Source organism: Thermohalobaculum sp., assembly GCF_058622915.1.
Genome location: NZ_JBZSYN010000075.1, coordinates 16,190 through 28,301 on the forward strand (window position 1 = coordinate 16,190; position 12,112 = coordinate 28,301).

The window sequence follows — 12,112 nt, forward strand, 5'->3', positions numbered from 1 at the left end:
GCGGCCGTTGACTAATCAAAATTGTTCGGAACGAGGGAAGGCGGGAGTGGCCTTTCTCACAGCCAGCGCTCGACCGTGTAGACCCCGGCATCCTCGGCCGAGCGGCGCGTGGAAAAGCCCAGCTCGCGCACCAGCTTGAGCATCGGCGCGTTGTCGGCCAGCACCTCGCCGACGAGCGCCTGCAGGCCGTGCTCGCGCGCCGCCTGCATCAGGGCGCGCATGAGCCGCGTGCCGATGCCCTTGTTCTGCGCCTCGTCGCCGACCACGATGGCGAACTCGGCGCTGCGCTCGTCTAGGTTGATGACGTAGCGGGCGACGCCGATCTGGCGGCCCTGCGCGCCCTCTCCCACCACCGCGACCAGCGCCATCTCGCGGTCGTAGTCGATGTTGGTGAAGCGGGCCAGCATCTCGGGCGTCAGCTCGTTGAGCGCCCGCATGAAGCGGAAGCGCTTGGCTTCGGAGGAGAGGCCGCGCACGAATGCCTGTTCGTTCTCGGCGTCCTCGGGACGGATCGGGCGGATCGTCAGCTCGGCGCCGTCGGCGAGAAATACCGTCTGCTCGAGATGCTTGGGGTATGGCGTCACCGCCATGTGCGCGTAGGGCCGCGCCGCCGCGGGCGGACGGCGCACCCGGATGCGCGCGTCGACCGCCAGCACGCCGGCCGGTCCGGCGAACAGAGGGTTGATGTCGAGCTCCTCCACATGCGGCAGCTCGCACACGAGATCGGAGATGCGCAGCAGCACCTCGATCACCGCCTGCCGGTCGACCGCCGGACGGTTGCGCACCGCAGCCAGGAGCCGCGAGACCCGGGTGCGGTTGATCAGCCGCGATGCCAGCACCTCGTTGAGCGGCGGCAGCGCCACGGCGTTATCCTCGAGCACCTCGACCATGGTGCCGCCGGCGCCGAACATAATGACCGGGCCGAACACCGCGTCGCGCTTGGTGCCGACGACCAGCTCGCGCGCCTCCGGGTCGCGGGCCATGGCCTCGACCGTGACGCCGCGGATGCGCGCCTGGGGCCGGGCCGCGGCGGCGGCTTCGGTGATCTCGCGGTAGGCGCGGCGCACGTCGGCTGCCGACATGATGTTGGTGCGCACGCCGCCGATGTCGGACTTGTGCGAGATCTCGGGCGAGTCGATCTTCATCGCAACGGGGAAACCCAGCGTCTCGGCGGCGGTCAGGGCGCGCGCCGGGCTGTCGGCCTCCAGCGTCATGGCGGTGGGGATGTGGAAGGCGCGCAGCACGGCCTTGGACTCGATGTCCGAGAGCATCTCGCGTCCCTCGCCCAGCGCCGCCTCGACGATCATCGCGGCGCCCTCGGCGTCGGGTGCGGGCAGGTCGGAGAGCGGGTTCGGCAGCTCGAGCGCCAGGCGCTGGTTGCGCTGGTGGCTGGCGAGGTGGGCGAAGGCCTCGACGGCGCGCTCGGGCGTGGTGAAGTCGGGGATGCCGGCCTCGCTGAGCACGGTGCGCGCGGCCGCGACGGAGGTCTCGCCCATCCAGCAGGCGAGGAGCGGCTTGTTGCGCCCCTTGCCGGCCTCGATGACGGCCTTCGCCGCTTCCTGTGGCCGGGTCATGGCCTGGGGGGTGAGCAGCACCAGCACGCCGTCGATCTGGCGGTCGGCGAGGCAGGCCGCAACCGCCTCGCGGTAGGCCGCAGGCGCGGCGTCGCCGAGGATGTCGACCGGATTGGCCCGCGACCAGTAGGCGGGCAGCAGCGCGTTCAGACGCTCCACCGTGGCACCCGACAGCGCGGCGACCTCGACGTCGAGGTCGCCGGCGCGGTCCGCGGCCAGCACCCCTGCCCCGCCGCCATTGGTCACGATGGCCAGCCGGTTGCCCGCGGCCGGCGTCTTGGCGGCGAGAATCTCGGCGGCGCCGAAGAGCTGGCCGAAGGTCCGGGCGCGCACCACGCCGGCACGCTCGAGCGCGGCGTCGAAGACCTGGTCCGAGCCGATCAGCGCGCCGGTATGCGTGCTGGCCGCGGCCGAGCCCTTCATGTGCCGCCCGGCCTTGAGCACGATCACCGGCTTGGCGCGCGCGGCGATCCTGAGCGCGCTCATGAACGAGCGCGAATGGCGCACGCCCTCGACATAGAGCAGGATCGCGTCGGTCTTCGCGTCGCTGGTGAGGTAGTCGAGCACGTCGCCGAAGTCGATGTCGACCGCGTTGCCGAGCGAGGCCATGGCCGAGAAGCCCAGATGGTGCGGCCCGGCCCAGTCGGCGATGGCCGAGAGCAGCGCGCCCGACTGCGAGACGATGGCGAGCCGCCCCGGCGGGGCCGGCGCCTCGAGGAAGGTGGCGTTCATGCCGATCCCGGGCCGGACCAGCCCGAGGCAGTTGGGGCCGAGGAAGCGCACGCCGTGGCGACGCGCCGTATCCAGCAGCTCGGCCTCGGCGCCGCGCCCGCCCTCGCCGGTCTCGCCGAAGCCGGCCGAGAGCACGATGGCGGCGCGGATACCGGCCTCGCCGCAGTCGCGCAGGATGCCCGGCACCGTGCGACCCGGCGTGGCGATCACCGCGAGATCGACATCCTCCTCGATCTCCTTGAGCGATGCATAGCAGCGGCGACCGGCAAGCCTGCGATGGCTCGGATTCACCGGCAGGACCGCGCCCTTGTAGACGCCCTCGGCGAGGTTGGCGAACACCCGCGCGCCGACCGCGCCGGGCTCGGCGCTGGCGCCGACCACGGCGATCGCCCTCGGATTGAACAGGCCCTCGAGCCTGTGCGCCCCCATGACCGGCCCCTCCTTGCCCATGCTTCGTCCTCGATCCGTGCTCGGTCCATGCTCCGGGCCGGGGCGGAGCGCCCGGCGCCTGCGGTTCGCCATCCATGTCGGCGGACATGCCGCCATTTCAAGGCCGCCGGCGATGTCGCGGTGGCTAGTGCCCGCCCCGTCCGGCAGCCTTGATTCAGGTCAAAGGCGGTGCCGGGGTGCATCACGCCGGGCACGGCGGGCGCGCGCCTCCTGCCAAACGTGTCGATTTTCCGGCATTTCTGCTAAGCAGGACGGATGCGGTGCGGACGCGAGGGCAAAGCGGGGGCACAGGTGCGGGTCAGCCGATGACGGAGCCGGCGGTCGCCATCGACGAGCGCGACGGGCGCGTGGTGCTGCGCCTGGGCGGCGCGCTGGTCACCTCGACGCTCGACGCGATCGAGCGGGCGCTCGCCGAGCCGCCCCGCCGGGGACCGGTGGTGGTCGATCTGTCGGGGCTCAAGGCTCTGGATACCGGCGGCGCCTGGCTGATCGCCCGCCTGATCGCGCGGCTCGAGGCCGAGGGCGTGGCCGCCACGATCGAGGGCGGCACGGCGGCACAGCGGGGATTGATCGAGACCGTGGCCCGCAGCCGCGCCCGGGCCGGGATTCCCGCCGCGCCGGCGCGCGGGCTCTCGACCTGGCTGGAGGCGCTCGGACGGCACACCGTCGAGGGGGTCGGCGGCTTCGTCGCCATGCTTGGCTTCCTCGGCCTGATCGTGGCGCGGCTCGGCAGCACGCTGGTGCGGCCCTGGCGGCTGAGGCTGACCTCGCTGGTCTATCACATGCAGGAGGTGGGGCTGAACGCAGTGCCGATCGTGGTGCTGCTGGCCTACCTGATCGGCGTCGTGCTGGCCTTCCAGGGGGCGGTGCAGCTGCGCCAGTTCGGAGCCGAGATCTTCGTCGTCAACCTGATCGCCGTCTCGGTGCTGCGCGAGCTGGGCATCCTCTTGACCGCGATCATCGTGGCGGGGCGCTCCGGCTCGGCCTTCACGGCGGCGATCGGCTCGATGAAGCTGCGCGAGGAGATCGACGCCATGCGCACCATCGGACTCGACCCCGTCGAGGTGCTGGTGCTGCCGCGCGTGCTGGCGCTGATCGTGATGCTGCCGGTGCTCGGCGTCATCGCCGACGTGGCCGGGCTGGTGGGCGGCGCGCTGATGTCCTGGCTCGAGCTCGGCGTCTCGCCCAGCATGTTCGTCACGCGGCTCTACGAGACCACCAGCGTGTGGCACCTCGCCATCGGCTTCATCAAGGCGCCGTTCTTCGCGGCGATCATCGGCGTGGTCGGCTGCTATGAGGGGATGCAGGTGCAGGGCAGCGCCGAGTCGGTGGGCCAGCGCACCACGGCCTCGGTCGTGCTGGCGATCTTCGGCGTCATCGTGGCGGACGCGCTGTTCTCGATCTTCTTTGCGGAGATCGGGCTTTGAGCGCGCCGGGCGAGCGGGACCGCGAAGCGGTCATCGAGGTGCGCGGGCTGGTCAACCGCTTCGAGGCGCAACTTGTGCACGAGGGGCTGGACCTCGACGTGCGGCGCGGCGAGATCCTCGGCGTGGTCGGGGGCTCGGGCGCGGGCAAGTCGGTGCTGCTGCGCTCGATCGTCGGGCTGAACCGGCCCGAGGCCGGGCAGATCCGGGTGCTCGGAACGGAGGTGCTGACGGCGCCGGAGGCCGAGCTGCGGCGGCTCGAGGAGCGCTGGGGCGTGCTGTTCCAGGACGGGGCGCTGTTCTCCTCGCTCACCGTGCTCGAGAACGTCATGGTGCCGATACGCGAGCATCTGGGGCTGCGCCCGGCGATCGCGCGCGAGCTGGCGGCGCTGAAGGTCGCCATGGTCGGGCTGCAGCCGGAGGCGGGGAGGAAGTACCCGGCCGAGCTGTCGGGCGGCATGCGCAAGCGCGCCGGGCTGGCGCGGGCGCTGGCGCTCGACCCCGAGATCGTGTTCCTCGACGAGCCGACGGCGGGGCTCGACCCGATCGGCGCCTCGGGCTTCGACGAGTTGATCGTCCAGTTGCGCGAGGCGCTGGGGCTGACCGTGTTCCTGGTCACCCACGATCTCGACACGCTGCACGCGGTGTGCGACCGGATCGCGGTGCTGGCGGATAGGAAGGTCTTGGTTGCCGGCACGATGCAGGACATGATGCGGGTCGAGCACCCGTGGGTCCGCGAGTATTTCCACGGACCGCGGGCGCGCTCGGCCCTGGCGGGCTGAGGACGAGGGGAGCGAACGAGATGGAGACACGCGCGAACTTCGTGCTCATCGGGGCCTTCACCCTGGCCGGGATCCTGGGTGCGCTCGCCTTCGTCGTGTGGCTGGCCAAGGTCGAGGTGAACCAACAATACGCCTATTACGACGTGCTGTTCAGTGACGTCTCGGGGCTGAGTCAGGCCAGCGACGTGCGCTATAACGGCCTGCTGGTGGGCCAGGTGGTGCAGCTGTCGCTCTACAAGCCGGACCCCTCCAAGATCCGGGTGCGCATCGAGGTCGCCGCCGAGACGCCGGTCAAGAGAGACACCTATGCCACGCTTGAGTACCAGGGTCTGACCGGCGTGACCTATGTCTCGCTGACCGGTGGCACGCCTGAGGCCAAGCCGCTGCGGCCCAAGCCGGGCCAGAACGTGGCGGTGATCCAGTCAAAGAAATCGGCGGTGCAGAGCCTGGTGCAGGCGGCGCCGGACTTGCTGGCGAAGGCGAACACCCTGATGGACGACCTGAACGGCCTGGTCAGCGACAAGAACCGGCAGGCCATTACCACCATGCTGGGCAACCTCGCTAGCGCGTCGGGCAAACTGGACTCGGCGCTGGGCGACTTCTCGAACCTGTCCAGCAAGCTGGGCCAGGCCTCGCAGGCGATCGGCGCCTTTTCCGACAAGCTCGACAGCGTGGCCTCTAGTGCCACCACGGCGCTCGGCACGGCGGACGAGACGCTGAAGACCGCGCGCGCGGCAATCGAGCGGGGCCAGGCGACGATCGACGAGGCGACCAAGACGCTGGCCGCCGCACGCAAGACCTTCGAGACCGCGGACAGCATGATCGGGGGCCAGCTGCCCGGCCTGATCGACAAGGTGCAGTCGACTGCCGGCACGATCCAGAGCGTGGTCACCGAGGTGGGCAACAAGGCCGGCGCGGTCGCCGACAAGCTGGGCGGCATCAGCGACCTGGCCGCGGCCCGGCTGGCCGATGCACAGGAGACGATGAGCAAGCTCGGCGCGACCCTCGACACCGCCCGCCAGACCATGGCCTCGATCGACGAGACGGCGCAGAGCGTGGACAGCCTGACCAAGGGCCAGGCCGCGCAACTGGTGGCCGACGCGCGGCGCGCCATCGACACCGCGCAGGCGACCATGGCCACCGCCTCGACCACGCTCGCGAGCGCCAAGCAGACCTTCGACAGTGCCAACGGGCTGATGACCCGGCGTCTGCCCGGCCTGATCGACAAGGTGCAGTCCACCGCCGGGTCGATTCAGACCGTGGTGACCAAGGTCGGCACGCGGGCCGACAGCATGGCGGCGAAGGTCGAGCAACTGGCCAACGTGGCCAGCGCCCGGCTGACCGAGAGCCAGGCGACGCTGGCCAAGCTCGATACCGCCATCGACGCCGCGACCGACACCTTGCACAGCGTCAACCAGACGGCGCAGAGCGTGAACACGCTGGTCAACGGCGACGCGGCCGCGCTGGTGGCCGATGCACGGCGGACGCTGGCGTCGGCGAACGTGGCGATCACCACGGCAAACAAGGCGATTAAGGACGACCTGCCGGCGATCATCGCCAATGTTCGCACCGCCACCGACAACGTCAACAAGACGGTGGCGACGCTGAGTCACAACCTGACCGGCGCCTCGGGCAAGCTCGACGGCATTGCCAGTGGCGCGCAGAATGCGATCGCCGCGGCCACCGAGACCTTCCACACTGCCAACGACACGCTGGCCGCGGTCAACCGCACGATGGACGCCGCGAGCGGCACCCTGACCACGGCACAGGGCACGTTCAAACGCGTCAACAAGCTGGTCGACGGGGACGTCACGCAGATCCTGTCGGACTCGCGCGAGACGATCGCCAAGTTGCAAAGCTCGCTCGACCAGGTCTCGGCCGACCTGCCCGGCATCACCGGCCAGCTCAAGGGGACGCTGGCACGAACCTCCCAGCTGGTGAACCGGCTGGACAAGCTGGTGCTGGACAACTCCGGCCAGCTGCAGACCTTCATGCAGGCGGGCCTGCCCCAGTTCGTGCGCTTCGTCGAGGAAGCAAGCCGGCTGATCAACAACCTGCAACGCCTGACGGCGAAGATCGAGAGCGACCCCGCGCGGTTCTTCCTGGGCACCCAGGCCCCCGAATACAGGAGATGACGATGCTTGCAGCTCCCGCCCGCACCGCCCTGGCGGTGCTCGCGCTCTCCCTGCTCGGCGGCTGCACCGGCCTCGCGACGCTGGGGGCCGCGACCAAGCCGGTGAATCTCTACGAGGTCTCGCCCAAGAGCACCTACCCCGCGGACCTGCCGAAGATCACCGCGCAGCTGGTGGTCGAGGAACCGACGGCGGCCAGCTCGGTCAACACCGACCGTATCGCGGTCAAGCCCAACGCGTACCAGGTGGAGTATTTCCCCGACGCCCGCTGGGTCGACCGGGCGCCGCTGATGGTTCAGACGCGGCTGGTCGAATCCTTCGAGAACACCGACAAGGTGGAATCGGTGGGCCTCGAGGCGATCGGGCTGAGCCCGGACTTCACGCTGATGAGCGAGCTGCGCGAGTTCCAGGCCGAGGAGATCGACGGCGACAAGGGGCCCCTGCGCGTGGAGGTCCGGCTCAACATGAAGATCGTCAAGGAGCCGGAGGGCCTGATCATCGGCTCGAAATCCTTCGGCCGCGTGGCGGACGTCTCCTCCTCGAAGATGCTTCCGATCATCGCCGCCTTCGACAAGGCACTGGGCGAGTCGATGCGCGACGCGGTGATCTGGACCGTGCGCCGGATCGCCGCCTACCACCACCACTGAGGCCCAGCGCACCGAAGCGCGGCGCACCAGCGGCTATCGTCGCGCGCGGCGGGGATCGCTCGCCTCGGGCCGGGTCACTCCGCCCCCGGCTCGTCGTCCTCTTCGCCGTTCTCGGCAATCAGCGCCACCGAGACCACGTGCTCGCCCTCAGCGGTGTGGAAGACGCGCACGCCGCCGGCGGTGCGCGAGCGGAACGAGATGCCGGCGACGGGGCAGCGGATCGACTTGCCGGTGTTGGTGACCAGCATGACCTGGTCGTCCTGCATCACCGGGAACGAGGCGATCAGCCGGCCGGCGCGCATCTTCGAGTCCATGGCCCACACGCCCTGCCCGCCGCGCCCGCGCACCGGGTAGTCATGGCTCGAGGAGAGCTTGCCCGAGCCGGTCTCGGTCACCGTCAGGATCAGCTCCTCGGCGGCGGACATCTCGGCATAGCGCTCCTGGGCCAGCGCGATCTCGGCGACCGCTTCTTCGGGCTCCTCGGCGTCCTCGGGCTCGTCGGCGAGGCCGGCCATGGCGCGGCGCATCTTCAGGTAGGCGGCGCGCTCGTCGGGCTCGGCCACGAAGTGGCGCAGCACGGCCATCGAGACCACCTCGTCGGCCTGGGCGAGCCGGATGCCGCGCACGCCGGTGGATTCGCGGCCCTTGAAGACGCGCACGTCGGTGGCGCGGAAGCGGATCGCCTTGCCCTGGGCGGTGACCAGCATGACGTCGTCGCCGTCGTCGCAGATGCGCGCGCCGATCAGCGACACGTCCTCGGGCAGCTTCATGGCGATCTTGCCGTTGGCCCGGACATTGGTGAAGTCGCTCAGCGCGTTGCGCCGCACCTGTCCGTCCGAGGTGGCGAAGACGATCTGCAGGCTCTCCCACTCCTCCTCGGGCACGTCGACGGGCATGAGGGCCGCGATCGAGACGCCCTGCGGGATCGGCAGGATGTTGACCATCGCCTTGCCGCGGCTGGTGCGCCCGCCCGCCGGCAGGCGCCAGGTCTTGAGCTTGTAGACCATGCCGTCGGTGGTGAAGATCAGGAGCGGCGTGTGCGTATTGGCGACGAAGAGGCGGATGATGAAATCCTCCTCCTTGGTCGCCATGCCGGCGAGCCCCTTGCCGCCGCGGCGCTGCTCGCGGAACTCGGTGAGCGGGGTGCGCTTGATGTAGCCGCCATGGGTGACGGTCACCACCATGTCCTCGCGCTCGATCAGGTCCTCGTCCTCGACCTCGCCCTCGTCCTCGACGATCTGCGTGCGGCGTGGCGTGGCGAACTCGTCGCGCACGGCGCTGAGCTCGTCCGAGACGATGCCGAGGATGCGCTCGCGCGAGCGCAGGATCTCGAGATAGTCGCGGATGTTCTCGGCCAGGCCCTTGAGCTCGTCGCCGATCTCGGAGACGCCGAGCGCGGTGAGGCGCTGCAGGCGCAGGTCGAGGATGGCGCGGGCCTGGGTGTCGGAGAGGTTGTAGCTGCCGTCCTCGTTGACCGGGTGCGCCGGGTCGTCGATCAGGCGCAGGTATTCGAGGATGTCGCCGGCCGGCCAGCGCCGCTCCTTCAGTCGCTCGCGCGCCGTCTGGGGATCGGCCGAGGCGCGGATGGTGGCCACAACCTCGTCGACATTGCCGACCGCGACCACGAGGCCGCACAGGATGTGGGCGCGCTCGCGCGCCTTGGCCAGCAGATGCGCGGTGCGCCGCGCGACCACTTCCTCGCGGAAGGCGATGAAGGCCTGAAGGATCGCCTTGAGGTCGAGCTGCTCGGGCCGGCCGTGGTTCAGCGCCAGCATGTTGCAGGCGAACGATGTCTGCAGCGGCGTGAAGCGGTAGAGCTGGTTCAGCACCACCTCGGGCGTGGCGTCGCGCCTGAGCTCGATCACCACGCGCACGCCGAAGCGGTCGGACTCGTCCTGGACGTGGGCGATGCCCTCGATCCGCTTTTCGCGGGCGAGCTCGGCGATGCGCTCGACCATGGTCGACTTGTTCACCTGGTAGGGGATCTCGTCGACCACGATGGCGAAGCGGTCCTTGCGGATCTCTTCCACCCGGGTCTTGGCGCGCATCACCACCGAGCCCTTGCCGGTAGCATAGGCCTTGCGCGCGCCGGCCTGGCCGAGGATCAGGGCCCCGGTCGGGAAATCGGGCGCGGGAACGATCTCCATCAGCTCGATCAGCGTCATCTCCGGGCGCTCGATCAGCGCCAGGGTGGCGTCGACGATCTCGCCCAGATTGTGCGGCGGGATGTTGGTGGCCATGCCCACTGCGATGCCGCCGGCGCCGTTGACCAAGAGGTTGGGGAACTGCGCCGGAAGGACCTCGGGCTCGCGGTCCTGGCCGTCGTAGTTGGGGTGGAAGTCGACCGTGTCGCGGTCGATGTCGGTGAGCAAGGCGGCGGTGGCCTTGGCCATGCGCACCTCGGTGTAGCGCATCGCCGCCGGGGCATCGCCGTCCATCGAGCCGAAGTTGCCCTGGCCGTCGATCAGGGTCAGACGCATGGAGAAGTCCTGCGCCATGCGCACCAGCGCGTCGTAGACCGCCGAGTCCCCGTGCGGGTGGTATTTTCCGATGACGTCACCGACCACGCGGGCCGACTTGCGGTAGGGCTTGTCGTGCGTGTAGCCGGCCTCGTGCATGGCGAACAGGATGCGCCGGTGCACCGGCTTGAGCCCGTCGCGCAGGTCGGGAAGCGCGCGGCTGACGATCACGCTCATGGCGTAATCGAGATAGCTGCGCTTCATCTCCTCCTCGACCGAGATCGAGGGGCCGGAGTGGGGCTGGCGGCTCGGCTCGTCCGGGCCCTCGCCGCCGCCCGTGGAATCGTCGTCGTCGTTCAAGGGGCGCTCCTGGCCTCGACCGTGCCGAGCGGGATCATCGGTGGGATCGTCTCGCGCGCGCGGAGTATAGGACAGCGCCCCGCCGGGAGCAATGGCGGCCCCGAAATCTTGCGGCGCATCCGGGCGGGAACACTAGCATCTGTGGACAGCCGCGAATTCTCGTAAATCCCTGTGCGACGCCGCCCCGCGGGAGTAAGCTGGTGCAAAACGCCAGCCCAGGCGCGGCAGGGGGAAGACATGACCATGGATACCGTTCAAGGTACCGTCGGCGCGCCCGATCGGGAGGCCGCCGGGCCGGCCCGAGGCGACGTTCCGCCCGACGATTTCTCCAGCGCGCATCTCGCCGCCATCGCGCATCTCTACCGCGCCGAAGTCTACCGCTCGACCACGTGGCGGGCGCGGCTGGACCACACCACGAACTGGGCGGTGGTGACCACGGGCATCGCGCTGTCAGTGTCGTTCTCGAATGCCTTCGCCTCGCCCCTGCCGCTGATCCTGGTCGGTCTGCTGGTCGTGGTCTTCCTGATGCTCGAGGCCCGGCGCTACCGCTATTTCAACATCTGGCGCGCGCGTTGCCGGTTGATGGAAATCGACATCATCACGCCCATGCTGCACGGCGAAGGCATCCGGCGCGACGGGCGCTGGGACAGGCTTCTGGCCGACGACTATCTGCGGCCGAACTTCCACATCAGCTACATCCGCGCCATCGGGCGGCGGCTGCGCAAGAACTACGGCTTTATCCTGCTGGTCCAGGCCATCGCCTATTACGGCAAGCTGGCGATCCACCCGACGCCGATCGAGAGCGTGAGCCAGCTGTTCACGCGTGCCGCGATCGGGCCGATTCCCGGAGAGGTCGTCGTCTTTGCCGGCGTGCTGTTCCACGGCAGCTGGATGGCGCTGGCAATGTTCACGCTGTGGCTGGAGCTGCGGGTGCGTCGCCAGCGCGGCAGGCAGATCGCGATCGGCTGAGGGCGCGCGGGAAGATCGCGGCCGCCGCTAGAACGGGATCTCGTCGTCGGCGTCGCGCCCGCCCCCGCCGCCGCGCTCGAAGCCGCCGCCGCCGTCTTGCGAGCCGCCGAAGTCGGAGCGCCCGCCGCCGCCCTCGCCGCGGCCGTCAAGCATGGTCAGCTCACCGCGATAGGGGCGCAGCACGACGTCGGTCGTGTAGCGGTCCTGGCCGGACTGATCCTGCCACTTGCGGGTCTCGAGCTGGCCCTCGACATAGATCTTCGAGCCCTTGCGCAGGTACTGCTCGGCGATGCGGATCAGCGGCTCGGAGCGGATCACCACGTTGTGCCACTCGGTGCGCTCGCGCCGCTCACCCGACTCGCGGTCGCGCCAGCTCTCGGAAGTCGCGATCCTGAGATTGCACAGCTTGCCGCCGTCGGGGAAGCTGCGCACCTCCGGATCCGCGCCCAGATTGCCGATCAGGATCACCTTGTTCACGCTGCCCGCCATCGCCCCTGTCTCCTTGCCCGGTCCCGTGCTGCCCGATTCCGCTCGCCTCGCACCATAACGGCGCTCCGCGCCACAGGCCAGCAGCACGGTTAAG

Annotated in this window: 8 protein-coding genes; 5 read left to right on the top strand and 3 right to left on the bottom strand. The window is 69.8% G+C overall.

Annotation, left to right across the window (positions count from 1 at the left end; translation table 11 throughout):
- Window positions 1–56 precede the first annotated feature (56 nt).
- Window positions 57–2,756: a bifunctional acetate--CoA ligase family protein/GNAT family N-acetyltransferase gene (locus tag AC32QD_RS06290; RefSeq protein WP_492009632.1), complete on the bottom strand. Its 2,700-nt coding sequence runs from the start codon at window positions 2,754–2,756 to the stop codon at window positions 57–59.
- A 305-nt stretch (window positions 2,757–3,061) separates the two neighbouring features.
- On the opposite strand from AC32QD_RS06290, the gene AC32QD_RS06295 reads away from it, so the two are divergent.
- From AC32QD_RS06295 to AC32QD_RS06310, 4 genes are read left to right on the top strand one after another with little or no spacing between them, the layout of a single operon-like run.
- Window positions 3,062–4,183 carry an MlaE family lipid ABC transporter permease subunit gene (locus AC32QD_RS06295; RefSeq protein WP_492009633.1) on the top strand — a complete coding sequence of 374 codons (1,122 nt, stop codon included), beginning with the start codon at window positions 3,062–3,064 and terminating at the stop codon, window positions 4,181–4,183.
- On the top strand, window positions 4,180–4,962 hold the full coding sequence (locus AC32QD_RS06300) for an ABC transporter ATP-binding protein (protein WP_492009634.1): 783 nt from the start codon (window positions 4,180–4,182) through the stop codon (window positions 4,960–4,962). Before AC32QD_RS06295 ends, AC32QD_RS06300 begins: the two co-directional genes overlap by 4 nt.
- 20 nt (window positions 4,963–4,982) lie before the next feature.
- The gene (locus AC32QD_RS06305) at window positions 4,983–7,097 is read left to right on the top strand and encodes an MlaD family protein (RefSeq protein ID WP_492009635.1); all 2,115 of its coding nucleotides are present in this window, start codon (window positions 4,983–4,985) and stop codon (window positions 7,095–7,097) included.
- 2 nt (window positions 7,098–7,099) lie between these two features.
- Entirely contained in the window at window positions 7,100–7,741 is a 642-nt protein-coding gene (locus AC32QD_RS06310; protein WP_492009636.1) for an ABC-type transport auxiliary lipoprotein family protein, read from the top strand.
- A 74-nt stretch (window positions 7,742–7,815) separates the two neighbouring features.
- Here the strand turns inward: AC32QD_RS06310 and gyrA are convergent, their stop codons facing one another.
- Window positions 7,816–10,560, bottom strand: coding sequence for a DNA gyrase subunit A (gyrA, locus tag AC32QD_RS06315; protein ID WP_492009637.1), 2,745 nt, complete (start codon window positions 10,558–10,560; stop codon window positions 7,816–7,818).
- Between the two features lie 237 nt (window positions 10,561–10,797).
- Between gyrA and AC32QD_RS06320 the strand changes: the two genes are divergently transcribed.
- Complete coding sequence (locus tag AC32QD_RS06320; protein WP_492009638.1) at window positions 10,798–11,529, top strand: DUF2270 domain-containing protein; 732 nt, start codon at window positions 10,798–10,800, stop codon at window positions 11,527–11,529.
- A 27-nt stretch (window positions 11,530–11,556) separates the two neighbouring features.
- On the opposite strand, the gene ssb is transcribed toward AC32QD_RS06320, so the two are convergent.
- Window positions 11,557–12,018 (bottom strand): single-stranded DNA-binding protein, encoded by a 462-nt coding sequence (gene ssb, locus AC32QD_RS06325; RefSeq protein ID WP_492009639.1) that lies wholly within the window; start codon window positions 12,016–12,018, stop codon window positions 11,557–11,559.
- Window positions 12,019–12,112 lie beyond the last annotated feature (94 nt).